The organism is Agromyces mariniharenae (genome assembly GCF_008122505.1).
In the GTDB taxonomy this organism is placed as follows: domain Bacteria; phylum Actinomycetota; class Actinomycetes; order Actinomycetales; family Microbacteriaceae; genus Agromyces; species Agromyces mariniharenae.
On the sequence record NZ_VSSB01000001.1, the window covers coordinates 2648262 to 2673075 of the forward strand.

Sequence of the window (24814 nt, forward strand, 5' to 3'; positions counted from 1 at the left end):
CCGTCGCTAGCGATGCAGGCTCCCGATGCGGCATCCGATGGAAGGGTGGGGCTTGCGCGTCGTCGGCCTGAAACGCGGAACGGCCGCCCCGAGGGGCGGCCGTCCGAGTGTCGAGGCTTCCGCTAGTCCCGCGCGATGGCGAGGAAGCGCAGGATCTCGAGGTAGAGCCAGATGACGGTGACCATGATGCCGAAGGCGCCGGTCCAGCCGTACTTCTTGGGGGCGCGGTTGCGCACGCCCTGCTGGATCATGTCGAAGTCGAGCACGAGCGAGTAGGCGCCGAGCAGGATCACGAGCACGCCGATGATCAGGCCGAGCGGGATGCCGGCGATCTCGACCCCGCGGAGGCCCCACGGGTCGTCGTTCACGCCGGTCCACATGAGGATCACGTTGACGAGCGAGAACACGAGGTAGCCGACCATCGCGATGAGGAAGACCTTCGTGGCTCGCTTCGAGGCGCGGATCTTGCCGGTCGCGAACAGTGCGAGCGTCACGCCCACGACGGCCAGCGTGCCGATGACCGCCTGCGCGACGATGCCCGACCACTGGGTCTCGAACATGAGCGAGATGCCGCCCAGGAAGACGCCCTGCGCCGCGGCGTAGGCGAGGATGAGCGCCGGCGAGGGCTCCTTCTTGAAGATGTTGACGAGCGCCAGCACGAAGCCGACGAGCGACGCGACCCAGAACACCCACGGCGCGGCCGGGGTGATCATCCAGCCGGCGGCGGCGAAGACGACGAGCACGCCGAACGCGCCGGCCGTCTTCGCGACGGTGTTCTCGACCGTCATGACCTCGCGGTCGGGCAGCGTCGCGGGCTGGTCGTACATCGCCTGGAGCTGCTGCGCCGACACGTCTTGTGCGACGGACTGGGCTCCCTGCTGCGAGAAGGCGGAATTCCGCGAGAACGCGGGATTGTCGAGAGCCATGAGGTTCCTCTGCTTTCGGCTGTCGTCGATGCTGGGGGCGGCGACCGGATGCGGCATCCGTGCCGTGCACCAATCTACCGGTGCTCTCCGTGACAACGCAGGGAATCTTGCGTGGATTCCCGTGTGCCCGCTCGGGACGTGGCTACGCTGGGCGAATGCTGCACGACTCCGGCGCCCGCCCGCTCGTGATCGGGCACCGCGGCGCGTCGGGCTACCGCCCCGAGCACACCCGCTCGGCCTACGAACTGGCGTTCGCCCTCGGCGCCGACGCGGTGGAGCCCGACATCGTGTCGACCCGCGACGGCGTGCTCGTGCTGCGGCACGAGAACGAGATCTCGGGCACGACGGATGTCGCGACGCGGCCCGAGTTCGCCGCGAAGCGCACCACGCGCGAGGTCGACGGCAAGCCGCTCACGGGCTGGTTCACCGAGGACTTCACGTGGGCGGAGCTGTCGACCCTGCGTGCCCGCGAGCGGCTCGGCGCCCTGCGCCAGGCGAGCGCGAGCTTCGACGATCGCTATCCCGTGATCCGGTTGCGCGACCTGTTCGGGCTCATCGACACGGCCGCCGATGAGCAGCGCCGGCTCATCCGCATGGTCGCGGAGTTCAAGCACGCGTCCCACTTCGCGGCGCTCGGCCTGCCGCTCGACGAGCTGTTCGCGGCCGAGCTCGACGACGCGGGGTGGGGCCGCGGCGACGACCGGCTCATCATGGAGGCGTTCGAGCTCGACGTGCTCGCCCGGCTCGGGGCGCGCGGCATCCGTGGACCGCGGGTCTTCCTCGTCGAGGCGACGGGGTCGCCCGTGGACGTGGTGCTCGCGCAGGGTCGCGGCGCGCCGAGCTACGACCAGTACATGACCGAGGCCGGGCTGCTCGGCCTCGCCGGGCGGGTCGACGGGGTCAGCGTCGGCAAGGCGCGACTCGTCGGCCCGTGGCGCAAGCCGGCGTCGCTCACCGGCTCCGACCTCGTCGACGCCGCACACTCGGCGGGACTCGTCGTCTACACGTGGACGCTGCGGCCCGAGAACCGGTTCCTCGCCACGGGCTTCCGCCGCGGCGCCGCGCGGTCGGCGTTCGGCGACTGGATGGGGGAGTTCCGCGAGGTGATCGGCACGGGCATCGACGGCATCTTCGTCGACCACCCCGACCTCGGCGTGGAGGCCCGGCGGGCGGCATCCGGCGTGGCGTGAGGCCGCGGCGCCGGTGGCCGCATCGCGCGCCCGCCGCAGGGCCGGCTGTCGGATGCCGCGCCTAGACTTGACGGGACATGACGCTGATCCTCGACCCCGACGACCCGGCCGGCTGGCGCGAGGCGCCGCCCGCGTCCGCCCCACCGTCCACCGCCGCTCCGTCCGGCACGATGCCCCCTGCCGGCGGAGACCGCCTCACCGACGGGCTCAACCCCGAGCAGCGCGAGGCCGTGGAGTACCGCGGGCCGGCGCTGCTCATCGTCGCGGGCGCCGGATCGGGCAAGACGCGCGTGCTCACGCACCGCATCGCGAGCCTCATCCAGAGCCGCGAGGCGTGGCCGAGCCAGATCCTCGCCATCACGTTCACGAACAAGGCCGCCGCCGAGATGCGCGAGCGCGTCGAGGCGCTGCTCGGCGAGGCCGCCGGCGGCATGTGGATCTCGACGTTCCACTCGGCGTGCGTGCGAATCCTGCGTCGCGAGGCCGAGTCGCTCGGGCTCTCGTCCACGTTCACGATCTACGACTCCGCCGACACCCGCACGGTGCTGAAGCGCATCATCAAGGAGCTCGACGCCGACACCATGGGCTTCACGCCCGCGAGCGCGCAGGCGAAGATCTCGCGGCTGAAGAACGAGCTCGCCGACGTCGAGACCTACGCGCGCAACGCCAACACGAACGACCCCAACGAGGTCATGTTCGTCGAGATCTTCCGGCAGTACACGCGTCGGCTGCGCGAGGCGAGCGCCCTCGACTTCGACGACCTCATCGCCGAGACCGTCTACCTGTTCCGCGCGTTCCCGAAGGTCGCATCGCTCTACCAGCGGCGGTTCCGGCACATCCTCGTCGACGAGTACCAGGACACGAACCACGCCCAGTACGCGCTCATCCGCGAGCTCACCCAGTCGATCCCGGCCGACCGCGTTCACGAGATGGAGGGCCACGGCGTGAACGTGGCCGCGCTGACGGATGCCTCGGGCGGCATCCCCGGCGCCAGCCTCACGGTCGTCGGCGACTCCGACCAGTCCATCTACGCGTTCCGCGGCGCCGACATCCGCAACATCGTGGAGTTCGAGCGCGACTTCCCCGGTGCGAAGGTCGTGCTGCTCGAGCAGAACTACCGGTCGACGCAGAACATCCTCTCGGCCGCGAACGCCGTCATCTCCAACAACTTCGATAGGAAAGACAAGAAGCTGTGGACGGCCGTCGGCGACGGCGAGCTGATCACCGGCTACACCGGTTACACGGCGCACGACGAGGCGCAGTTCGTCGCCGACGAGATCGAGTCGCTGCACCGCGCCGGCATCGCGTACCGCGACATCGCCGTGTTCTACCGCACCAACGCGCAGACGCGTGCGCTGGAGGAGATCTTCGTACGCTCGGCCCTGCCGTATCGCGTCGTCGGCGGCACGAAGTTCTATGAGCGCGCCGAGATCAAGGACGCGATGGCGTACCTCATCTCGGTGGCGAACCCGCTCGACGAGCTCGCGCTGCGCCGCATCCTGAACACCCCGAAGCGGGGCATCGGGCCCGCCACCGAGACCGCGCTCGCGAGCTTCGCCGAGCAGAACGGCATCTCGTTCCGCGAGGCGATGCGCAACGCCGACGCGCTCGGCCTCGGCCCGAAGGTCACGGGGGCCATCCTCGCGCTCGCCCGCGTGCTCGACGAGGCCGCCGCCATGCTCGTGCCGTCGTCGCGCGGCGTGGCCGAGGGCACCAACGAGGGCGCGAAGCCGGTGTCCGACGTGCTCGTGTTCCTGCTCGAGAGCTCGGGCCTCATCGACGCGCTGCGCAACAGCCGCGACCCGCAAGACGAGACCAGGGCCGAGAACGTCGAGGAGCTCGTCGCGCAGACCCGCGACTTCGACCGCGAGAATCCCGGGGCGACGCTCGTCGACTTCCTCACGCAGGTCTCGCTCGTCGCGGCCGCCGACGAGATCGACGACGCATCGGGCACCGTCTCGCTCATGACGCTGCACACCGCCAAGGGCCTCGAGTACCACGCGGTGTTCCTCACCGGGCTCGAGGAGGGCCTGCTGCCGCACCAGATGTCGGCATCCGAGCCCGGAGGACCCGCCGAGGAACGCCGCCTGTTCTACGTCGGCATCACTCGCGCCCGCAAACGCCTCTTCCTCTCGCTCGCGATGAGCCGCGCCCAGTTCGGCGAGGTCGCCGTGGCGATGCCGTCGCGCTACCTGCAGGAGATCCCCGAGGGGCTCATCGACTGGCGGCAGTCGCCGGGCATGGCCACGTCGCGCGGGGGCACGCAGCCCCGTGCGCTCAACGCCCGCCGCCCAGGCGGCGCGTGGGGCACGCGCGACCGCGACCTCGAGAAGTTCAGCGTGCTGAAGAGCGCCGCGCCGAAGGCCGAGTGGGCCAACCGGGTCACCGGCACCGTGCGCGACAACGGCGACCTCACGCTCGAGGCCGGCGACCGCATCCGGCACGTCGACTTCGGCGAGGGTCGCGTGACCCAGGTCACCGGCGAAGGCACGAAGCGCATCGCGCACGTGGCGTTCGACACCGCGGGGCAGAAGAAGCTCCTGATCAAGATCGCGCCCATCGAGAAGCTCTGAGCGGGTCTGCGGGGCCGGCCGGCGGAATCCCGCTCGTGCGGCGGAATCCCGCCGTACGGGGATTCCGCCGCGGCAGTGGGATTCCCCCGAGGGAGCTGCGCGATCAGCCGGCCGGCGACGGCGGCGCCGATGGAAGCGCCTCCGGCCGCGGCAACCGCGCGATGAGCCCCATCGCGTCGAACGGCGCCCGCACCTTGATGTCGTTGTCGAAGTAGAGGAACGCGTCGCGACCCGCGTCGAGGTGGGCGCGCGTCCAGGCCGCCCAGCGGTCGAGCGACGCGTCGTCGTAGCCCGACGCGTACAGCTCCTCCTCGCCGTGCAGGCGCGCGTAGGCGAAGTCCGCGGTCGTGCGGTCGATGCGCGGGTAGCGGCCCGCGGTGTCCGCCGTGACGGAGGCCACGCCGTGCCCGGCGAGCAGGTCGGCCCACTCCTCCTGTCGGTCCTCGAACTCGGGATGCCGCACCTCGATCGCATGACGCAGCGGGCGCTCCGCGATCGCCGCCGCGTCGAACCACGACCGGCCCGACATCCGTTCATCGTGCCCGGCCGCGAGCGCTGCGGCATCCGTCGTCGTGTGCGGCAGCAGCCCGAGGAACCGGTCGGCGACCGCGGGGTCGAGCCCGAGGTTCGGCGGCAGCTGCCAGAGCACCGGACCGAGCTTCGGCCCGAGCGCGAGCACGCCAGAGGCGAAGAAGTTCGCGAGCGGCGCCTCGACGTCCGCCAGCCGCTTGAGGTGCGTGATGAAGCGCGGGCCCTTCACGGCGAAGACGAACCCGTCGGGCGTGGCGTCGCGCCAGCGCACCCAGTTCGCGGGCTTCTGCAGCGAGTAGAACGAGCCGTTGACCTCGATCGACGTCATCCGCTCGGCCGCGTAGGCGAGCTCATCGGCCTGGCGGAGTCCCTGCGGGTAGAAGCTCCGGCGCCAGTTCGGGTAGACCCAGCCCGAGATGCCGACCCGCGCCTCGGCCATGGCTACACGGCGGTCCCGAGGAGCGCGCCGATGACCCACGTGACCACCAGGGCGAGCGCCCCGCCGATGACCACGCGCAGCACGGCCCGGCCCCGCGGGCTGCCGCCGATCCACGCCGAGAGCCAGCCCGTGATCGCGAGCGCGACGAGCACCGCGACGAAGGTCGTGGCGACGCGCCACTCGGGCGGCGGCAGCAGGATCGCGAGCATGGGCAGCACCGCGCCGATGAGGAACGCCAGCGCGGAGGCCCAAGCCGCGTGCCAGGGGTTCACCACGTCGTCCTGCGAGATGTGCAGCTCGGTCTCGAGGTGGGCCGCGAGCGCATCGTGCGCCGTCAGCTCGCCGGCGACGAGCTCGGCGGTCTCGGCCGAGAGGCCCTTCGCGCGGTAGAGGGCCGTGAGCTCGGCGAGCTCCTGCGACGGCATGTTCTCCAGCTCCCAGCGCTCCTTGGCGATGAGCGCGCGCTCGGTGTCGCGCTGGCTCGAGACCGAGACGTACTCGCCGAGCCCCATCGAGATCGCGCCGGCCAGCACGGCGGCGACGCCCGCGATGAGGATCGCGGCGACGTCGGTCGTGGCTGCGGCGACGCCGACCACGAGGGCCGCGACCGAGACGATGCCGTCGTTCGCGCCGAGCACGCCGGCGCGCAGCCAGTTGAGCTTCGCGTGCACCGATCCGTCGTGCGGATCGGTGCGATGGATCGGTTCCACGGGGTCGACCATTCCGCAAGTCTCCCAGCGGCGTCGCGGCCCCGCCAGCATGGCGAGCCTGTCCTCACGCGTGCTCGCCGCGGCATCCGCTCGCCGTCGAGGCCATCGGATGCCGCCGCTGCATGTCCGGGAACCCGGCATCCCGGTTCGGACGCCCCACGACGGGGGAGTACGATGGTCGTCGGCCCGCTATCTCGATATCGAGAGAATTCTCGACGTCGAGACAATCTTGGCCGGGCCTCTCATCCCACCATCCCTGCGCGATCACGCGCGGACCGATTGGAAGCAGAGCGTGGATCTTTACGAGTACCAGGCCAGAGACCTCTTCGAGAAGTACGGGGTGCCGGTGCTCGCCGGCATCGTCGCCGACACCCCCGAAGACGTGCGCAAGGCCGCCGAGCAGCTCGGCGGCGTCGTCGTGGTCAAGGCCCAGGTGAAGACGGGCGGTCGTGGCAAGGCCGGCGGCGTCAAGGTCGCCAGGACCCCCGACGAGGCGGAGGAGGCCGCGAAGGCGATCCTCGGGCTCGACATCAAGGGCCACGTCGTCAAGCGCGTCATGGTCGCCGCGGGCGCGAAGATCGCGCAGGAGTTCTACTTCTCGGTGCTCCTCGACCGCGCCAACCGCTCGTACCTCTCGCTCACCAGTGTCGAGGGCGGCATGGAGATCGAGCAGCTCGCGGTCGAGAAGCCCGAGGCGCTCGCGCGCGTCGAGGTCGACCCCGGCACGGGCATCACCCCCACCAAGGCGCGCGAGATCGCCGAGGCCGCGAACTTCCCGGCCGAGCTGGTCGACAAGGTCGCCGACGTGTTCGTCAAGCTCTACGACGTGTACGACAGCGAGGACGCGACGCTCGTCGAGGTCAACCCGCTCATCCTCGATGAGGACGGGAACATCATCGCCCTCGACGGCAAGGTCACGCTCGACGAGAACGCCGAGTTCCGCCACGCGGGCCACGCCCTGCTCGAGGACAAGGCCGCGGCCGACCCGCTCGAGGCGCAGGCCAAGGCGCTCGACCTCAACTACGTCAAGCTCGACGGCGAGGTCGGCATCATCGGCAACGGCGCGGGCCTCGTCATGTCGACGCTCGACGTGGTCGCCTACGCCGGCGAGAACCACGGCGGCGTGAAGCCCGCCAACTTCCTCGACATCGGCGGCGGTGCGTCGGCCGAGGTCATGGCCAACGGCCTCTCGATCATCCTCGGCGACCCGCAGGTCAAGGCCGTGTTCGTGAACGTCTTCGGCGGCATCACGGCGTGCGACCAGGTCGCGAAGGGCATCGTCGGCGCACTCGCCGAGCTCGGCTCGAGCGCGAACAAGCCGCTCGTCGTGCGCCTCGACGGCAACAACGTGGCCGAAGGCCGTCGCATCCTTGAGGAGGCGGCGCACCCGCTCGTCACCCTCGCCGACAACATGGACCAGGGCGCCGACAAGGCCGCCGAGCTGGCGAACGCGCAGTAAGGGACTCGAGACAAAATGACGATCTTCCTCAACAAGGACAACAAGGTCATCGTCCAGGGCATCACCGGCGGCGAGGGCTCGAAGCACACCGCGCGCATGCTCGCGGCGGGCACCCAGGTGGTCGGCGGCGTGAACGCCCGCAAGGCGGGCACCACGGTGCTGCACAAGGACAAGGACGGCAACGACGTCGAGCTGCCCGTGTTCGCGTCGGTGACCGAGGCCATCGAGGCGACGGGCGCGGACGTCTCGATCGCCTTCGTGCCGCCGGCCTTCACGAAGGACGCCGTGATCGAGGCCATCGACGCCGAGATCCCGCTCCTCGTCATCATCACCGAGGGCGTGCCCGTGCAGGACTCGGCCGAATTCTGGGCGTACGCCAAGGAGCAGGGCGACAAGACCCGCATCATCGGCCCGAACTGCCCCGGCATCATCAGCCCCGGAGAGTCGCTCGTCGGCATCACCCCCGCGAACATCACCGGCAAGGGCCCGATCGGCCTCGTCTCGAAGTCGGGCACCCTGACGTACCAGATGATGTACGAGCTGCGCGACCTCGGCTTCTCGACCGCCATCGGCATCGGCGGCGACCCGATCATCGGCACCACCCACATCGACGCGCTCGCCGCGTTCGAGGCCGACCCCGAGACCAAGGCGATCGTGATGATCGGCGAGATCGGCGGCGACGCCGAGGAGCGCGCGGCCGACTTCATCAAGGCCAACGTCACCAAGCCCGTCGTCGGCTACGTCGCCGGCTTCACGGCGCCCGAGGGCAAGACCATGGGCCACGCCGGCGCCATCGTGTCGGGCTCGGCCGGCACCGCGCAGGCGAAGAAGGAGGCCCTCGAGGCCGCCGGCGTCAAGGTCGGCAAGACGCCGTCCGAGACGGCGCAGCTGCTGCGCGAGGTGTACGCGGCGCTGTAGTCGCGAGCGCGCGTCCACGAGCGGATGCCGCGGCCTCACCGCCGCCCGCAGTCGAACGGAACGGAGCCCCGCATGGCCATGGCCTGCGGGGCTCCTCCCCTTGGTGGCGGACGTTCGGGGGGTCGCATCCGCCACCTCGGTGCTACCTCACGGGTCGATCACGACCGTGCACACGTAGGTGCCCGGCTGCAGGTTGCTCTTCGTGAACGATCCGTCGCCATTCGCACCGGTGGTGGCGTCGAACGGCGGGTCGGCTGCGGCGTCGCAGTCGATCGTCGACGCGGTGCCGCCGTCGATCTGCGAGTTCACGCTCACCGTGATGTCCGTCAACGGCATGTTGGTGAACACGACGGGCGTGGCGGTGTCGCAGTCGGTGTCCTCGACCACGGTTCCGGTCTGCGGGTTGGCGGAGGTCACCGCGTAGCCCGTCGGCACCGTCTCGGTCACGCTGTAGCTGCCGGCGGTGATATCGGGGATGCAGGCCTCGCCGTTCGCGTCGGTCGTGACGGTCGTGCCGGCGGGGAGGTCCCCACCAGTCACCGAGAACACGACACCGGCGTGCGGGTGGTCACCGGGGCCGTCGGCCGCGTGCTTCTTCGTCTTCTCGATCGCGAGGGCGCCGCAGTTGTTGAGGCCGGTCGCGGTCGGGGCGATGAAGTCCTTCAGCGCTGCGGTGAACGAGTCGGAGGACCGGCTCTTCAGGTACGCGCTGCCGAACGCCACGCAGCCTTCTCCACCGAGCACGTCGAAGTCCACGGTGGCTTCGCCGAAGGTCCGCGCGGAGACGGGACCCAGTCCGTCGGACTCGGCCGCCGGGATGGCGGACGTGTTGATCGAGCCGGTCGCATCACCAGCGGCGGTGAGGTTGACCCGGACCCCCCAACACGGAGTGGAGTTCGACGCCTGGCACTGGCTTCCCGGACCCGAGGCGACCCAAGTCGAGAGGAACAGCTGCGGGTTGGTGCCGCCCTGCGCCAGGTCGTACTGGATCAGCAGGTCGCCGGCGGTGCGCACGGGTGTGACGCCGTTGGCCGACAGTGTCTCGGACTTGTTGAACTCGAAGTCCATGTTGGTCGTGCCGCTCGGCTCCTGGACGCGATGCCAGAAGAGGTGCAGGAAGTCACCGGCCGCCGCCTCCTCGAGGTACAGGCCGAAGTTCAGCAGGTCGCTCTTGTTCGGCGGGATGCTGCCGTCGACCACCGACGGAACGGCGGTGTCCTCCTTCGAGCCCTGGCCGAACGAGTCGTCGCCGGAACCGCTCGGCGCATCGGCCTTGCGGACCTCGCTGACGCTCGCCCAGTCGATCGACGGCGCGGGGTCGTCGACCTTCAGGTTGGCGTCGCTGTCGATCTCGAAGTCGCTGCCGGGCAGGCTCACCTCGGGGTGGGACGCCATGGCGGGGCCCGCGACGAGGGTGGCACCGACGAGTGCCGCGAAGCCGCCGGCTGCGGCCAGGCGTAGACATCGCTTGCGGAACGCGACTCGTTCTTCGGGCGTTCGGATTCGGGTTGTGAGGGGCATCATCGCCTCCCGGTTCGCAGTTCGTCCGGTCCGGGCGGGCCGGACGGTCCTCTGCGGGGCGACGGGGCGGGATCGGGTTCCCGTCGTCGGCGCGTCCAGCGACGTGGGTAGGTCGTCACCGGGCGTGCATCGCGCCGTAGGGGGTATCTCACGCCATTCCGCACGTTACACCCGGGGCGGCTGGCCGGTAAGTGTTGCTGAGCAAAGCTCATGTCCCCAAACCGGGGGTTACCGAACGGGCCAGTGGAGTCGACCAGGGCCCCGCCGACGGTGCCGGCGGGGCCCTGCTTCAGTTGCGAATCAGTTCGGTCGCGACTCACCTCCGTCACGGGTCGATGACGATGGTGCACACCACCGTCTGCGGGTCGAGGTCGTTCAGCGACAGCGAGCCGTCGCCGCTCGCCGGAGTGGTGAAGTCCGGGTCGGGCAGGCCGGGCACGCACTCGATCGTCGACGAGGTTCCGCCCACGATCTGCGAGTCGACCGACACCGTCAGGTTGGTCAGCGGCATGTTCTCGAACGCGACGCTGGCGCCCGGTGTGATCGGATCGCAGTCGGCCTCGCTCTCGCTCACGAACGCGGTCTGGGGGTTGGCCGAGACCACGTGGTATCCGCTGGGCACCGTCTCGGTGACCGTGTAGGTGCCGACCAGGGCGCTCACCACGAGCCCTGCCACGCAGGCCTCGCCGTTCGCGTCCGTCACGGCGGTCACGCCGCCGGCCGCCAGCTCACCGCCGGTGACCGTGAAGGTGACGCCTGCGTGCGGCATCTCGCCACCCGCCGCCGCCGCGTGCTTCGCGATCTTCGAGATGAGGATCGCGCCGCGCTCGCGTGCGTCGTGGAAGGTGCAGGTGACGGTCTCTCCAGCAGAGAGGCCGATCGCCGACGGATCCGAACCGTCGTCACACGTCGCGCTCACGAGATTCCAGTTCGCGGGAACCGTCTCGTCGACGTCGTAGGTGCCGGGCGGCAGGTCGGAGAAGGTCTCCGAGTCCTTGCCGGCATCCCCTGCGGCCGTCGTGGTCAGCGTGAACGGGCTGGGCGACAGCGTGCCCGAGGTGAACTCGAACGCGCCGAAGCCGTCATCGGTGATCTTCTCGACGATGATCACGCCGCGCGCGATGTTCGTGTACGTGCAGTCGAGCACGTCCGTGTTGTCATCGAGGTCGAACGTCACCAAGGGACCGACGATCGAGGGCGTCACCCCGGTGCTCGCCGAGCAGTTGACGTTGTCGAAGTCCCAGCCGGTGGGCGGTGGGTCCTCGCTGACGGTCAGGCCGGTGCCGAGGAACACGTTGTCGTACTCCTGGACGCCGCCGTCGCCGAGGCTGAAGGTCGGGTTGACCTCGGTCTCCGTCTCGAAGGCGGTGGTGTAGTCGAACATCGTGACCGCGGGGTCTTCGGCCGGATCGGTCACCTTGCGGATGATCACCTTCGCGCAGTTGTTCAGGTCGGTCGGTGCGGGTGCGATGAAGTCCTTCAGCGCCGCCGTGAAGGAGTCCGAAGAACGGCTCTTCAGGTAGGCGCTGCCGAACGAGATGCACTCGTCGTCGCCGACGATCGCCGAGAAGTCGACGCTCGCTTCACCGAACGTGCGTGCCGACACGTTGCCCAGTCCGTCGGATTGGGCGGCCGGGATGGCGCTCGTGTTGATCGATCCCGTCGCGTCACCGGCTGCGCTCAGGCTGACTCGGGTTCCCCAGCAGGGCGTGCTGTTCGACGCCTCGCATTGGCTTCCCGGACCCGAGGCGACCCAGAGCGACAGGAACAGCTGCGGGTTGGTGCCGCCCTGCGCTAGGTCGTACTGGATCAGCAGGTCGCCGGCTGTCCGAACGGGCGTGACCCCGTTGGCGGACACCACATCGGACTGGTTGAACTCGAAGTCCATGTTCGTGGTGCCCGAGGGCTCCTGGACGCGGTGCCAGAACATATGCAGGAAGTCGCCGGCCGGCGTCGATTCGAAGTACGTGCCGAAGTTGAGCAGGTCGCTCTTGTTCGGCGGGATGCTGCCGTCCACCACGGTCGGAACGGCCGTGTCCTCCTTCGAGCCCTGGCCGAACGAGTCGTCGCCGGAGCCGCTCGGCGCGTCGGCTTTTCGGATCTCGCTGACGTTGGCCCAGTCGAGTGAAGGCGGCGCCGGGTCGTCTACGCGGAGGTTCGCGTCGGTGTCGATCTCGAAGTGGCTGCCGAGCAGGCTCACTTCGGGGTGGTTGGCCTGCGCGGGCGTAGCCAGGACGCCGGTCAGGACGAGGGCGGCCGCCCCACCCAGTGCGACGAGGGCGCTACCCCGTTTGCGTCGGGGCGGACAGTCGAGGTCGCCGGAACGTACGGGTTTCGTGAAAGGCATCTTCGCCTCCGGGGTGTTCCAGGTTCATCCGGTTCGGGCGAGCCGGACGGTCCCCTGCGGGGCGATGGGCGGGAACGGGTTTCCGTCGTCGGCGCGTCCAGCGACGGGGTAGATCATCGCGGGGCGTGCATCGCGCCGTAGGAGGTCTGGGGGGCCTCACGCCGTGGTTGACGTTACTCCCGTCCCGACGGCGCCGATACTGATATGAGGAATACTCATGTCCCCAGATCGGGGGACTTCTCGTTCGAGCCATGGGGAGGCCCCGCCGGCGGCGCCGACGGGGCCTCCTGGATCAAATCGGTTGAGCGTTCAGCTCCTCTCGATCACGGGTCGATCACGAAGTCGCACGTGATGTGCTGCGGCTCCAGGTTGTTCAGCTCGAGGCTGATGTCATCCACCTCATCGGTGATGCCGTCCTCCTCGATCACTCCGTCCGGCGCGCCGGTCGGGTAGCAGTCGATGCTCGAGAACGTCCCACCCGGAACGATCGAGTCGACGCTGACCGTGATCTTCGTCAGCGGGATGTTGTGGAACGACTTCTTCGCGCCGTCGTTCGCGTCGGAGCAATCCGCCGCGCTCGCCTCTTCGACGAAGGCGGTCTGCGATCCGTCGACCTCCATCACGTAGCCGTCGGGCACGACCTCCTCGATCGTGTAGACCCCGGCGATGCCGCTCACGAGCAGGCCCGTGGCGCAGGCGACGCCGTTCGCATCCGTCGTGACCGTGATGCCCTCGGCCGGCAGCTCGCCGCCCGTGATCACGAAGTCCACGTCCGCGTGCGGGTGATCCACCCCGAGACCGTCGGCCGCGTGCTTGCGCGTCTTCGTGATCTCGATCGAGCCGACCTCACGCACGTCGTGGAACGTGCACGTCACGGTCTCGCCCGGGCTGAGCCCGATCGCGGCCGGGTCCGAACCGTCGTCACAGGTGGCGCTGACCAGGTTCCAGTCGTCCGGAACCGTCTCCGCCACGTCGTACGTGCCGGGGTCGAGGTCGGAGAAGGTCTCCGAGTCCTTGCCCGCGTCACCCGCGGCGGTCGTCGTCAGCGTGAACGACGACGGAGTGAGCGTGTTCGACGTGAAGTCGAACGACCCGTCACCGGTGTCCGTGATCTTCTCGACGACGATCGACCCGGATGACCGGTTCGTGTACGTGCAGTCGAGCAGGTCCTCGGAGTCATCGATCGTGAAGGTGATCGACGCGCCGACGATCGACGGAGTCACACCCGAGCTCGCGCTGCAGTCGACGTCGACGAGCTCCCAACCTGGAGGCAGGGTGCCCTCGGTGACGTTCAGGCCTGAGCCGAACAGCACGTTGTCGTACGACTGGCTCCCCTGGTCCTTCAGCGAGAAGGTCGGATCGACGTCACCGCCGAGCGTCGACAGCACGGTCGAGTAGTCGAACGAGGTGTCGCTCGCGTCGGGACTCGGCTGCGTCACCTTGCGGATGATCACCTGGCCGCCCGTCTCGTTGCCGTAGGTGCAGTCGAGCCGGTCGTCGGCATCGTCGATGTCGAACGTGACCGTGCCGGTCACCAGGTTGATGTTCGGCGTCACTCCGGAACTCGCGTCGCAGTTGATCGACTCGAGGCTCCAGCCCGTGGGCAGCGTGTCCTCGGTCACCGTGTAGCCGGTGCCGAGCAGCACGTCGGTGTAGGTCGAATCCTCGCCGTCCTTCAGGCTGAAGGAGGGATCATTGGCGCCCGACAGTCGATCGAAGCTCGACGAGAAGCCGAACGGCGAGTCGCTCGGATCCGGACTCGGATCGGTCGCCTTGCGGATGATGACCTCGCCGCCCGTCTCGTTGAAGTACGTGCAGTCGAGGATGTCGGTGGCGGCGTTGAGGTCGAACGTGACCTCGGTGCCCGAGATCGACGGTGTCACGCCGGTGCTCGCGCTGCAGTCGACGTGGTCGAACTTCCAGCCGGCCGGGATTACGTCCTCGGTGACCTTCAGGCCGGTTCCGAAGAACACGCCGTTGTAGGTCTGCACGCCGCCGTCGGCGAGGCTGAAGGTGTTCACGGACGTGGGAGCCGTCGTGAACGTCTTCGTGTAGCCGAAGGACGTCGTCGCGCCATCAGGATCGGTCTGCTTCCGGATGATCACCTTCGCGCAGTTCGAGATGTTCACGGCCGTCGGGGCGATGAAGTCCTTCAGCGCCGCCGTGAACGAGTCGGACGAGCGGCTCTTCAGGTAGGCGCTGCCGAAGGACGTGCACCCCTGGGTGCCGAGGAGCGTCGTGAAGTTGATCGACGCCTCGCCGAACGTACGCACGGAGACCGGGTTGTTGTTCACGCCGAGTCCGTCAGATTCGGCGAACGGGATGGCCGTCGAGTTGATCGAACCGGTGGCGAGCCCTGCGGTGGTGAGGTTCGCACGCAGGCCCCAGCAGGGGAACGAGTTCGACGCCACGCAGTTCGCTGGCGTGACCGCCAGAGCGGGGTTCTGGTACGGCGGGTTGAAGCTGGCATCCGTCAGCCAGTACGCCACGAACAACTGCGGGTTGACGCCGCCCTGCGAGAGGTCGTACTGGATGAGCAGGTCGCCCTCGGTGCGGACCGGTGTCACCTGGTTCCCGGAGATCGTCGGCGACTGGTTGAACTCGAAGTCCATGTTCGTCGTGCCGTTCGGCTCCTGGACGCGGTGCCAGAAGAGGTGGAGGAAGTCGGTGGTGCCGACTGTCTCGCGGTAGACGCCGAAATTGAGCAGGTCGCTCTTGTTCGGCGGGATGCTCCCGTCGACGACCGACGGAACGGCCGTGTCCTCCTTCGTGCCGTTGCCGAAGGAGTCGTCACCGGAACCGCTCGCGAGATCCGGTTTCCTGGTCTCGTTGACGCCCGCCCAGTCGATCGACGGCGCGGGGTCGTCGACCTTCAGGTTCGCATTCGAGTCGATCTCGAAGTTGCTGCCGGGCAGGCTCACTTCGTCGTGCCCCGCGTAGGCGGGAGACGCGAGCACGCCGGTGAGGACCAGGGCTGCGGCGCCGCCCAACGCGACGAGCGCCCGCCCGCGCTTGCGCTTGGGCGGACAGACGAGGTCGTCGGAACGCGGGGGATTCGTGAAAGGCATCATCGCCTCCGGGTGTTTCAGGTTCGTCCGGTTCGGGTGAGCCGGACGCTTCCCTCCCAGGGCGGTGCGCATGGCAGAGCGACGGCGCGCGGGCACGCGCCGGGGCGGTGTCGTTCGATGCCGGACCGCGGGAATCGTTCCGGCCGCATCGATCCCCGGAGGGGAGTCTCACGTTCTGTCGCACAGTACACCCGCGGGTATGGCCGCCGAAACAAGATTTGAGCATTGCTCACCCTCCAAAACAGGGGTCATCAGGGGTTCGGCCGTGAGAAGGTGAATGCATGGTCGAGTCGCAATCGGATGCCGCGGGCCGCGCGCCCTCCGACGGTGCGGCCGCGCGGCCGCCGAAGCTCCTCGCGCACCCGTTCATGCGCACGACGTTCGCGACCGAGGAGTCCGTCTACGGCGTGATCCTCGTCTCGGGCATGATCGTGGTGGCCGGCGGTCACGGCGAGTCCTCGTGGTCGGTGTTCTGGACCGTGCTCGTGACGGTGATCGTCTTCTGGGCTGCCCACGTCTACGCCGGCACCGTCGCGCGACACGGGCTCGACCACGAGCGCATGATCGGCCTCCGCGAGGCGTTCCGCATCTCGTTCCGGCGATCGCTGGGCCTGCTCGCCTCCGCACTGATCCCGTCCTTCATCCTGCTGCTGGGCGCGACGCGTGCGATCCCCGACCAGTACGCGATCTGGACCGCGCTCTGGGCGGGCGTGGGGGTGCTCGCCGTGCTCGGCTGGATCGCGTTCTCGCGGCGGGGGTCGTCGTGGCCGATCCGCGTCGCCGGCGCGCTCGGCACCGCGTCGTTCGGCATCGCGATGATCGTGCTGAAGGCCTTCATCCACTGAGGTCGGGCCCTCGAACGGGGGAATCCGATTCCGCGCGGATCCACTGACCGCGCGGGGCCTCGGAGCGATATCGTCATCCCAATGGGGAGGGGGCCGACATGGCCGAGATGAGCACGAGCGAGCTCCAGGCGCGGGTGGCGGAGCTCGAGGCGGAGAACCGGGCGCTCAAGTCCGAGGCGGATGCCGCAGCGACGGCGCTGGGCGCGACGCCCTCCGACGAGGCGGCGGCGCGCCGCAGTCGCGGACGTGGCCGGACGGCGGCCGCGATCGTGCTCGTCGTCATCGGCCTGATCCTCGCACCGGTCGCGGTGATCGCGGGCTGGGCCAGGCTCGAGCTCGTGGACACCGACCGGTTCGTCGCCACCTTCGCGCCGATGGCCGAGGATCCCGACGTGCAGGCGTACATCGCCGACGAGGTGACGGCGGCCATCGAGGAGCAGGTCGACATCCCAGCCCTGACGGCCGACCTCTTCGACGGGCTCAAGCAGCTCGACCTGCCCCCGCGTGCCGAGGCCGCGCTGGGCCTGCTCGAGCAGCCGGCGACGCAGGGACTGCAGAACCTGGTCGCAGGCGTGGTCGACCGCATTGTCACCTCCGAGGCGTTCGCCGACATCTGGGCGGCCGCGCTCCGCGCCTCGCACACGCAGTTCGTCGCGGCGGTGCAGGGCAGCCCCGACGCGGCGCTCGAGATCGGCAGCGGCGGCACGCTGTCTGTGCAGCTCGGTCCGATCGTCGAGGCGGTGAAGCAGCGCCTCGAAGACCAGGGCGTCGGCTTCGCGTCCGCGATCCCCGACGTCGACCGCAGCATCGTCGTCGCGCAGAACGACGCGTTCACGCTCGTGCAGACGGTGTACGCGCTCGCGGTCGCGGCGGGCACCTGGATCCCGTGGATCTGCCTCGGCCTCCTCGTGGCCGGCGTGCTGATCGCGAAGAACCGGCCCAAGGCGCTGGTGTGGACGGCGGGCGGCTTCGCCCTCAGCATGGGGCTGCTCGCCGCCGGGGCGGGCGTCGGCCGCCTCTACTTCATCGGCGCCGTGAGCCCGTCGATCATGCCGCGGGATGCCGCGGAGTCGCTGTTCGACGGCCTGGTCGAGTTCATGATGTCGACGATCCTGGCCCTGTTCGTGCTGGCACTGCTCATCGCCGTGATCGCGTGGTTCTCCGGACCCTGGCGTCCGGCGCGCGCGGCGAGGGACTTCGCGGGGTCGGGCTTCACCGCCGTCCGCCGATCCGCCGCCAAGCGCGGCATCACCACCGGCGCGTTCGGAGTGGCGCTCGACCGCTGGCGCGGCGTGGCCTACACGCTCATCGCGCTCGTCGCGGCGGCCGTGGTGTGGTTCAACCGACCGGTGACCCTCGGCGTCGTGTTCTGGACGCTCGTGCTGTCGCTCGTGGCGTTGCTGATCGTCGAGCTCCTGCGCCGCCCGGCCGACGAGGTCGCGGAGGCGCAGGCGGAAGCCGCTGCGGTCGCGGATCTCGAGGCCGACGCGGCATCCGACGACGAGGCCGACACGCTCGTGCTCGCGGATGCCGTGGTGGTCGAGACGGGGGAGTCGACGCGGCCGCCGGCGAGTCCGTCCGATCCCGCACGTCGCACCGACTGAGCCCGGCGGGCCGGGTTAGGCTCGCCGAGGAATGAGACGCACGACGATCGCCCTGCTGGCCGCCCTCGAGGCATCCGTCGCGGCGCTCATCGGGCTCGGCCTCGTGCTCGTGCCGCTCATGCTGCTGTGGGCCGTGCACTTCGAGCTCGCCGTCGACGCCGGGGTGTTCCTCCGCACGTCGGCCGACGTGTGGCTGCTCGGCCACGGCGTCGACCTCGTGGTGCAGCTCGACCCGGTCACCGCCGGGCGCATTCCGGTGCCGGGCGCCGCCGACCCGTTCCCCATCACGATCGCCATGCTCGGGTTCGCCCTCATCACCGTGGCCTTCGGACGCCGCATCGGACGCCGATCGGCTGCGGGCGGCCACTCGTTCAGCGGCGGGGTCGCCGCGGTGGTCGTCTACGTCGTGGCCGGAGCGGGGCTCGCCCTCCTCGCGGCCGACGACGCGGCTCGCGCCGACGTGTGGCAGGCGGCATGGCTGCCGGCGGCGGTCGTGGCGCTCGGCGTCGTCATCGGTGCGGTCGGCGAGGTGCTGCGCACGGCGGGCACGACGGATGCCGCGACCGGCCTCGTGCGCCGGGCGCTCGCCACGGTGCCCGCCGGTCTCGTCGCGGGCGGTCGCGCCGCCGTGCGGATCGGCGCCGGCGCGGTCTTCGGCGTGCTCGGCGTCTCGGCCGTGCTCGTCGCCGTGCTGATCGCGCTGGACTACGCGACCATCGCCGGGCTCTACCAGGCACTCGGAGCCGGCGTCGACGGCGGGATCGCGCTCACCGTCGCCGAGCTCGCCCTGCTGCCGAACCTCGTGATCTGGGCGGCGGCGTGGCTGCTCGGTCCGGGCTTCGCGATCGGCACCGGAAGCCTGGTGTCCCCGGGCGGCACGCTGCTCGGCCCAGTGCCCGGCATCCCGGTGCTCGGGGCGCTGCCGACCGACGCCCCCGCGCTCGGCGCCCTCTGGCTCATCGTCCCCGTGCTGTTCGGATTCGTCGGCGGCTGGCTCGTCGGCAGCGGCGAGGACCCCGATCGCGACGTGCCGCGCGCAGGATGGTGGGCGCCGCTCGCGGTCGCCGTCGCGGCATCCGTCGTCGCTGGCATCGTCACGGGCCTGCTCGCGTGGTGGTCGGGCGGGGCGGCCGGCCCCGGTCGGCTCGCCGACGTCGGACCGGCGCCGCTGCCCGTCGCGATCGCCGCCGCCGCGACCGTCGGCATCGGCGCGCTCGTCGGGGTCTACGCCGCGCGGTTCCGTGGCCGACGCGACGACGTCGACGACCGCGACGAACGCAGCGAGCGCGACGACGCCCACCTGCGGTCGAACGCGCTGTCGGACCTCGTCGACCGCTGACCCCGCGGTCGCTCCGGGCGGGCAGTCGCGGCATCCGAGCGTCGGATGCCCCGCACGGTGCGCATCCGCGCAGCGGGTAGGCTCGAGTGGTGCAGAAGCTCGTCGTGCTCATCTCGGGCACAGGCTCCAACCTCCGCGCCCTGCTCGAAGCCTCGGAAGACGCCGAGTTCCCGGCGCGCGTCGTCGCCATCGGCGCCGACCGCGAGGCGGACGGCCTCCTCCTGGGCGAGGAGTTCGGCATCCCGACCTTCACGGTCCCGTTCACGGCCTACCCCGACCGCGAGTCGTGGGGCGAGGCGCTCATCGAGCAGGTGCGTCACTGGGGGCCCGACCTCGTCATCCTCTCGGGCCTGATGCGCCTCGTGCCGCCCGCCGTGGTCGACGCGTTCTCGCCGCACCTCATCAACACGCACCCCGCGTACCTGCCCGAGTTCCCCGGGGCGCACGGCGTGCGCGACGCGATCGCCGCCGGCGTCGACCAGACGGGGGCGAGCCTCATCGTCGTCGACAACTCGGTCGACGGCGGGCCCATCATCGCGCAGGAGCGCGTGCCGGTGCTGCCGGGCGACACCGAGTCGACCCTGCACGACCGCATCAAGCCCGTCGAGCGCCGCCTGCTCATCCAGGCCGTGCTCGACATCGCCAACTCGCATCTCGACCTGAAGGAACTGAGCAGAAGATGAGCAGCGGCCGATCGATCGACCCGACCCTCTACCGGGAACGCGACCGAGTGCCCGTGCGCCGTGCGCTCGTCGCAGTCAGTGACAAGCGCGGGCTGGTCGAGCTCGCGACGGCGCTCGTCGACGCGGGCGTCGAGATCGTGTCGACGGGGGGCACGAGCGCCGCGATCGCCGAGGCGGGGCTGCCCGTCACGCAGGTCGCCTCGGTCACCGGCTACCCCGAGCACCTCGACGGGCGCGTGCGCACGCTGCACCCCGCCGTGCACTCCGGGCTCCTCGCCGACCTGCGCCTCGAGCACCACGAACGCGAGCTCGCCGAGCTCGCCATCAAGCCCTACGAGCTCGTCATCGTGAACCTCTACCCGTTCGCCGAGACGGTGGCCGCCGGCGCCTCGCCGAACGAGGCGGTCGAGCAGATCGACATCGGCGGACCCGCCATGGTCCGCGCCTCCGCGAAGAACCACGCCAACGTGGCGGTCGTCGTCTCGCCCGACCGCTACGACGAGGTCGTCGAGGCGGTCCGCGGCGGCGGCACCACCCTCGCGCAGCGCCGTGAGCTCGCACGCGAGGCGTTCCGCCACACGGCGACCTACGACATCGCCGTCGCCTCCTACCTCGGCAGCGTCGTGGCGCCCGACCAGGCCGTCGACGTGTCGCCGTTCCCGGCCTGGGTCGGCGGGTCCTGGACGAAGACCGCCGACCTGCGCTACGGCGAGAACTCGCACCAGCGGGCGGCCCTCTACGCGTCGCAGGGCGGCCGCCCGGGCATCGCGCAGGCGGTGCAGCTGCATGGCAAGGAGATGTCGTACAACAACTACGTCGACGCGGATGCCGCGGTGCGCGCCGCCTTCGACTTCGACGAGCCCGCCGTGGCGATCATCAAGCACGCCAACCCGTGCGGCATCGCGGTCGCGACGCCCGGGACATCCGACCCGATCGCCGACGCCCACCGCCGCGCGCACGAGTGCGACCCGGTGTCGGCGTTCGGCGGCGTCATCGCCGCGAACCGCACCGTGACGCTCGGCATGGCCGAGACCGTGTCGGGCATCTTCACCGAGGTGCTCGTCGCGCCGGCGTTCGAGGCCGAGGCGGTCGAGCTGCTCACGCAGAAGAAGAACATCCGCCTCCTCACGCTGCCCGAGGGCTTCTCGCCGACCGCGGTCGAGCTCCGCCAGGTCTCGGGCGGGATGCTGCTGCAGCAGGCTGACCGGCGGTTCGCGTCCTCGGCGGAGTGGACGCTCGCCGCCGGCGAACCCGCCGACGAGGAGACCCTCGCCGACCTCGACTTCGCGTGGCGCGCCTGCCGGGCCGTCAAGTCGAACGCGATCCTGCTCGCCTCCGGCGGCGCGTCCGTCGGCGTCGGCATGGGACAGGTGAACCGCGTCGACTCGTGCAAGCTCGCAGTGGAGCGCGCGGGCGACCGGGCCGCGGGCTCGGTCGCGGCATCCGATGCGTTCTTCCCGTTCGCCGACGGGCTGCAGATCCTCATCGACGGCGGCGTGCGCGCGGTCGTGCAGCCCGGCGGATCCGTGCGCGACGAGGAGGTCGTCGCGGCCGCGAACGCGGCCGGCATCACCATGTACTTCACCGGGGAGCGGCACTTCTTCCACTGAGTCGGCTGGCCACCGCGAGCGCGCGACGGCGGTACCCTTGAAGTGAGGCGCTCAGAAGGCGCCCGCACGGTTCCGCCCACGAAGCGGATGGACAAGGAGACCGATCGATGACGATCACCCACGCCCCGGCCACCCCTGCAGCCGAGGTCAGCGCAGCACTTCCCACCGAGGCCCCCGAGCACGAGCGCGTGCTCATCACCCGCGGTCCCCGCTCCGGCCTCACCATCATCGTCGCCGTGCACTCCACGCGCCTCGGCCAGGCCCTCGGCGGCGCGCGCGTCTGGCGCTACGGCCACTGGACCGACGCCCTCGCCGACGCCCTGCGCCTCTCGCAGGCCATGACCCTCAAGAACGCCGCGGCCGGCCTCGCGCGCGGCGGCGGCAAGTCCGTCGTCTGCATCCCCTCGGGCGTCACGCTCGACGAGCAGACCACCATCGCCGCGATGCTCGACCTCGGCGACGCCGTCGAGTCGCTCGACGGCGCCTACATGACCGCCGAAGACGTGGGCACGAGCGCGGAGCTCATGGCCGTCGTCGCCGAGCGCACCGCGCACGTGTGCGGCCTCCCGCCCGAGCAGGGCGGCGTCGGCGAGCCCGCCGACGCGACCGCCGCGGGCGTCTACGCCTCGATCCTCGCGACCCTCGGGCACGTGTTCGGGTCGAACGACGTGACGGGTCGCCACTTCGTCGTCGCCGGCCTCGGCCAGGTCGGCGGCCGCCTCGCGCGCAGCCTCGCCGCCGCGGGCGCCCGGCTCACGGTGACGGATGTCGCGGAGTCGAAGCGTGCGCTCGCCGAGGAGCTCGGCGCCACGTGGGTGGCGCCCGACCAGGCGCACCTCGTCGAGGCCGACGTGTTCGTGCCCTGCGGCCTCGGCGGCGTGCTCACGCACGAGGTCGTCGACGCGCTGCGCGTGCGCGCGGTGGTCGGCGCGGCGAACAACCAGCTCGCCTCGCGCGACGTCGCCGCCCGCCTCACCGAGCGTCGCATCGTGTGGGCGCCCGACTTCGTGGCCAACGCCGGCGGCGTGATCTACCTCGACGTCGCGAGTGCGCCCGACGCCGACCAGGCGGCGCTCGACGCCCGGATCGCGGGCATCGGCGACACCGTGGCATCCGTGCTGCGGTCGGCCGAGGAGCACGGCACGACGACGCTCGCGGCCGCCGAGCGACTCGCCCGCGCTCGCCTCGACGCCGCGCGCTGAGGGGTGGGCACCGGCCGATAGGCTCGGTGCCATGACGTCCCCCGCCGCCACGCCCCCGCCCGCCCCTGCCCGGTTCCGGCCGGCGCCGACCACGGGGCGGCGGGTGCTGGCGGTGCTCACGTCGGCCGCCGTGGTGGCCGTCTCGGCGATGGTCGTCGCGCTGTTCTCGTTCTTCGTCGGCAACGGTCAAGACCCCAGGATCTTCTCGCAGCTCGTCCCGCACTTCGCGCTCGTCGCGCTCATCACGTGGCTCCTGCTGTCGATCGCGAACGCGCTCGGCGCGACGCGAGCGTGGTTCCTCGCGCTCATCACCGGCTTGACGTCGTCGTGCCTCGCGGCGCTGCTCGCCACTACCGTGACCGCCGCCGGCGCCGGCAACCCGCTGTCGGCGCAGCTGTACCTGTTCGTGGTCGGCTCGCTCGTGAGCCTCAACCTCGTGTTCATCCTCGCGGCGACCGCGGCCGAGGTGTTCCTCGCGCCGAAGGTGCTTCGCGGCATCCTGCGCTACGCCCCGAATCGCGCACCGCGGCGCATGGCGCTCGTGCGCATCCCAGCGTCGAACCTCGACGAGGCAGAGCTGACGCATCGCGATCGCCTCCCGGTCGACAAGGAGCTCGCCGACGAGCAGTGGGACAACTACTGCGCCGCACTGCTCGCCGAGGGCTGGGAGACGCTCGAGGTCGATGCGGCCCCAGAGCTCGCCGACTCGGTGTTCGTCGAGGACACCGTCGTGCTCTTCGGCGACCTCGCCGTGATCACGAGCCCCGGCGCGGAGTCGCGACGCCCAGAGATCGAGGCGGCCGAGCGCACCGTGCGCGCCATCCCGGGACTCACCGTGCAGCGCATCGAGCTGCCGGGCACGCTCGACGGCGGCGACGTGCTGAAGGTCGACTCCACGGTGTACGTCGGCGCGTCGAGCCGTACGAACGCCGAGGGCATCCGCCAGCTGCGCAGCCTGCTCACGCCGCACGGCTACTCCGTGGTCGCCGTGCCGGTGACGAAGGCGCTGCACCTGAAGAGCACGATGACCGCGCTGCCCGACGGCACGATCATCGGCGACCCCGACCTGGTCGACGTGCCGAGCCTGTTCCCGCGGTTCCTGCCGGTTCCCGAGCCCGAGGGCGTGGCCGTCGTCGAGCTGTCGCCCGAGTCCCTGCTCATGTCGTCGGCGGCGCCGAAGACCGCCGCGATGCTCGCCGACCTCGGCTATCGCGTCGTCACGGTCGACATCGGCGAGTTCGAGAAGCTCGAGGGCTGCGTCACGTGCCTGTCGGTGCGCGTGCGGTAGCCGTTCGGCGGGCTCCGACGGTCATCGCAACCCGACGAATCCACTCCAACGGTGACCGTGCGCTCTACACTCGGCCTCAGGCAGAGAACGGGGAATCACATGTCCACCACTGCATCCGATGGAGTCGCCTCCACGACCCGCACCACGTTCAGTCGCTCCACCCGCATCGCCCAGCACATCGACGCCGACGCCGCGACGGTATGGCGACTGCTGACCACTGCGGCAGAGATCCCGAGGTGGAACTCGACGGTCGTCTCGCTGGATGGCCGGATCGCGCTCGGCTCGAAGATCAAGCTCGTCTCGACAGTCGACCCGAGCCGCACGTTCTCGTTGAAGATCAAGGAGTTCGAGCCGAACTCGCGCCTGGTGTTGGGCAATGCGATGTTCCTCCGCACGTGCTCCCTCAGCGGCGAGGCGGGCGGCACGCGAGTGGTGGTCGTCGAACGCATCGGCGGTCCGCTCTACCCGTTCGTCGCCCGGATGATCCCGCCTCTGGACGAGAACTTCGAGCAGGTCGCCGCCGACCTGAAGAAGGCAGCGGAAGCCGCGGCGTCCTGAGGA

At 70.4% G+C, this 24814-nt stretch carries 18 protein-coding genes; 12 read left to right on the top strand and 6 right to left on the bottom strand.

Going from position 1 to position 24814, the window contains the following annotated elements; translation table 11 throughout:
- Positions 1 to 122: 122 nt before the first annotated feature.
- A complete protein-coding gene (locus tag FYC51_RS12305) occupies positions 123 to 926 on the bottom strand; it encodes a Bax inhibitor-1/YccA family protein (protein ID WP_148733867.1) in 804 nt (267 codons plus the stop codon).
- 155 nt (positions 927 to 1081) lie between these two features.
- On the opposite strand from FYC51_RS12305, the gene FYC51_RS12310 reads away from it, so the two are divergent.
- Positions 1082 to 2116, top strand: coding sequence for a glycerophosphodiester phosphodiesterase family protein (locus FYC51_RS12310; RefSeq protein ID WP_148733868.1), 1035 nt, complete (start codon positions 1082 to 1084; stop codon positions 2114 to 2116).
- Positions 2117 to 2193: 77 nt separating this feature from the next.
- A complete protein-coding gene (locus tag FYC51_RS12315) occupies positions 2194 to 4689 on the top strand; it encodes an ATP-dependent helicase (protein ID WP_148733869.1) in 2496 nt (831 codons plus the stop codon).
- A 103-nt stretch (positions 4690 to 4792) separates the two neighbouring features.
- Here the strand turns inward: FYC51_RS12315 and FYC51_RS12320 are convergent, their stop codons facing one another.
- Both FYC51_RS12320 and FYC51_RS12325 read right to left on the bottom strand, forming a co-directional pair.
- Positions 4793 to 5659, bottom strand: coding sequence for a DUF72 domain-containing protein (locus FYC51_RS12320; RefSeq protein WP_148733870.1), 867 nt, complete (start codon positions 5657 to 5659; stop codon positions 4793 to 4795).
- Positions 5660 to 5661: 2 nt separating this feature from the next.
- On the bottom strand, positions 5662 to 6381 hold the full coding sequence (locus FYC51_RS12325; RefSeq protein WP_148733871.1) for a VIT1/CCC1 transporter family protein: 720 nt from the start codon (positions 6379 to 6381) through the stop codon (positions 5662 to 5664).
- A 280-nt stretch (positions 6382 to 6661) separates the two neighbouring features.
- On the opposite strand from FYC51_RS12325, the gene sucC reads away from it, so the two are divergent.
- The gene (gene sucC, locus FYC51_RS12330; RefSeq protein ID WP_148733872.1) at positions 6662 to 7828 is read left to right on the top strand and encodes an ADP-forming succinate--CoA ligase subunit beta; all 1167 of its coding nucleotides are present in this window, start codon (positions 6662 to 6664) and stop codon (positions 7826 to 7828) included.
- Positions 7829 to 7843: 15 nt separating this feature from the next.
- A complete protein-coding gene (gene sucD, locus FYC51_RS12335; RefSeq protein ID WP_148733873.1) occupies positions 7844 to 8746 on the top strand; it encodes a succinate--CoA ligase subunit alpha in 903 nt (300 codons plus the stop codon).
- Between the two features lie 147 nt (positions 8747 to 8893).
- Here the strand turns inward: sucD and FYC51_RS12340 are convergent, their stop codons facing one another.
- The 3 genes from FYC51_RS12340 to FYC51_RS12350 form a co-directional block, all read right to left on the bottom strand.
- On the bottom strand, positions 8894 to 10141 hold the full coding sequence (locus tag FYC51_RS12340) for an MSCRAMM family protein (RefSeq protein WP_148733874.1): 1248 nt from the start codon (positions 10139 to 10141) through the stop codon (positions 8894 to 8896).
- A 451-nt stretch (positions 10142 to 10592) separates the two neighbouring features.
- On the bottom strand, positions 10593 to 12467 hold the full coding sequence (locus FYC51_RS12345) for a prealbumin-like fold domain-containing protein (protein ID WP_148733875.1): 1875 nt from the start codon (positions 12465 to 12467) through the stop codon (positions 10593 to 10595).
- 470 nt (positions 12468 to 12937) lie between these two features.
- The gene (locus FYC51_RS12350) at positions 12938 to 15682 is read right to left on the bottom strand and encodes a prealbumin-like fold domain-containing protein (protein ID WP_148733876.1); all 2745 of its coding nucleotides are present in this window, start codon (positions 15680 to 15682) and stop codon (positions 12938 to 12940) included.
- Positions 15683 to 15963: 281 nt separating this feature from the next.
- On the opposite strand from FYC51_RS12350, the gene FYC51_RS12355 reads away from it, so the two are divergent.
- From FYC51_RS12355 to FYC51_RS12390, 8 genes are all read left to right on the top strand, one after another.
- Complete coding sequence (locus FYC51_RS12355; protein WP_148733877.1) at positions 15964 to 16527, top strand: hypothetical protein; 564 nt, start codon at positions 15964 to 15966, stop codon at positions 16525 to 16527.
- A 98-nt stretch (positions 16528 to 16625) separates the two neighbouring features.
- Entirely contained in the window at positions 16626 to 18131 is a 1506-nt protein-coding gene (locus tag FYC51_RS12360) for a hypothetical protein (protein WP_148733878.1), read from the top strand.
- 31 nt (positions 18132 to 18162) lie between these two features.
- Complete coding sequence (locus FYC51_RS19280) at positions 18163 to 19470, top strand: cell division protein PerM (protein WP_187432608.1); 1308 nt, start codon at positions 18163 to 18165, stop codon at positions 19468 to 19470.
- Between the two features lie 89 nt (positions 19471 to 19559).
- Positions 19560 to 20153 carry a phosphoribosylglycinamide formyltransferase gene (gene purN, locus FYC51_RS12370; RefSeq protein WP_148733879.1) on the top strand — a complete coding sequence of 198 codons (594 nt, stop codon included), beginning with the start codon at positions 19560 to 19562 and terminating at the stop codon, positions 20151 to 20153.
- Positions 20150 to 21763, top strand: coding sequence for a bifunctional phosphoribosylaminoimidazolecarboxamide formyltransferase/IMP cyclohydrolase (gene purH, locus FYC51_RS12375; RefSeq protein WP_148733880.1), 1614 nt, complete (start codon positions 20150 to 20152; stop codon positions 21761 to 21763). Before purN ends, purH begins: the two co-directional genes overlap by 4 nt.
- Before the next feature lie 107 nt (positions 21764 to 21870).
- Positions 21871 to 22965, top strand: coding sequence for a Glu/Leu/Phe/Val dehydrogenase family protein (locus FYC51_RS12380; protein WP_148733881.1), 1095 nt, complete (start codon positions 21871 to 21873; stop codon positions 22963 to 22965).
- Between the two features lie 31 nt (positions 22966 to 22996).
- Complete coding sequence (ddaH, locus tag FYC51_RS19740) at positions 22997 to 24253, top strand: dimethylargininase (protein WP_148733882.1); 1257 nt, start codon at positions 22997 to 22999, stop codon at positions 24251 to 24253.
- A gap of 99 nt (positions 24254 to 24352) precedes the next feature.
- Positions 24353 to 24811: an SRPBCC family protein gene (locus tag FYC51_RS12390; protein ID WP_148733883.1), complete on the top strand. Its 459-nt coding sequence runs from the start codon at positions 24353 to 24355 to the stop codon at positions 24809 to 24811.
- Positions 24812 to 24814: the final 3 nt, after the last annotated feature.

What these genes read in the sequence shown, in the direction of transcription:
- FYC51_RS12305 (WP_148733867.1), bottom strand. Translation starts at nt 926, where the DNA reads ATGGCTCTCGACAATCCCGCGTTCTCGCGGAATTCCGCCTTCTCGCAG.
- FYC51_RS12310 (WP_148733868.1), top strand. Translation starts at nt 1,082, where the DNA reads ATGCTGCACGACTCCGGCGCCCGCCCGCTCGTGATCGGGCACCGCGGC.
- FYC51_RS12315 (WP_148733869.1), top strand. Translation starts at nt 2,194, where the DNA reads ATGACGCTGATCCTCGACCCCGACGACCCGGCCGGCTGGCGCGAGGCG.
- FYC51_RS12320 (WP_148733870.1), bottom strand. Translation starts at nt 5,659, where the DNA reads ATGGCCGAGGCGCGGGTCGGCATCTCGGGCTGGGTCTACCCGAACTGG.
- FYC51_RS12325 (WP_148733871.1), bottom strand. Translation starts at nt 6,381, where the DNA reads ATGGTCGACCCCGTGGAACCGATCCATCGCACCGATCCGCACGACGGA.
- sucD (WP_148733873.1), top strand. Translation starts at nt 7,844, where the DNA reads ATGACGATCTTCCTCAACAAGGACAACAAGGTCATCGTCCAGGGCATC.
- FYC51_RS12340 (WP_148733874.1), bottom strand. Translation starts at nt 10,141, where the DNA reads ATGGCGTCCCACCCCGAGGTGAGCCTGCCCGGCAGCGACTTCGAGATC.
- FYC51_RS12350 (WP_148733876.1), bottom strand. Translation starts at nt 15,682, where the DNA reads ATGCCTTTCACGAATCCCCCGCGTTCCGACGACCTCGTCTGTCCGCCC.
- FYC51_RS12355 (WP_148733877.1), top strand. Translation starts at nt 15,964, where the DNA reads ATGGTCGAGTCGCAATCGGATGCCGCGGGCCGCGCGCCCTCCGACGGT.
- FYC51_RS12360 (WP_148733878.1), top strand. Translation starts at nt 16,626, where the DNA reads ATGGCCGAGATGAGCACGAGCGAGCTCCAGGCGCGGGTGGCGGAGCTC.
- FYC51_RS19280 (WP_187432608.1), top strand. Translation starts at nt 18,163, where the DNA reads ATGAGACGCACGACGATCGCCCTGCTGGCCGCCCTCGAGGCATCCGTC.
- purH (WP_148733880.1), top strand. Translation starts at nt 20,150, where the DNA reads ATGAGCAGCGGCCGATCGATCGACCCGACCCTCTACCGGGAACGCGAC.
- FYC51_RS12380 (WP_148733881.1), top strand. Translation starts at nt 21,871, where the DNA reads ATGACGATCACCCACGCCCCGGCCACCCCTGCAGCCGAGGTCAGCGCA.
- ddaH (WP_148733882.1), top strand. Translation starts at nt 22,997, where the DNA reads ATGACGTCCCCCGCCGCCACGCCCCCGCCCGCCCCTGCCCGGTTCCGG.
- FYC51_RS12390 (WP_148733883.1), top strand. Translation starts at nt 24,353, where the DNA reads ATGTCCACCACTGCATCCGATGGAGTCGCCTCCACGACCCGCACCACG.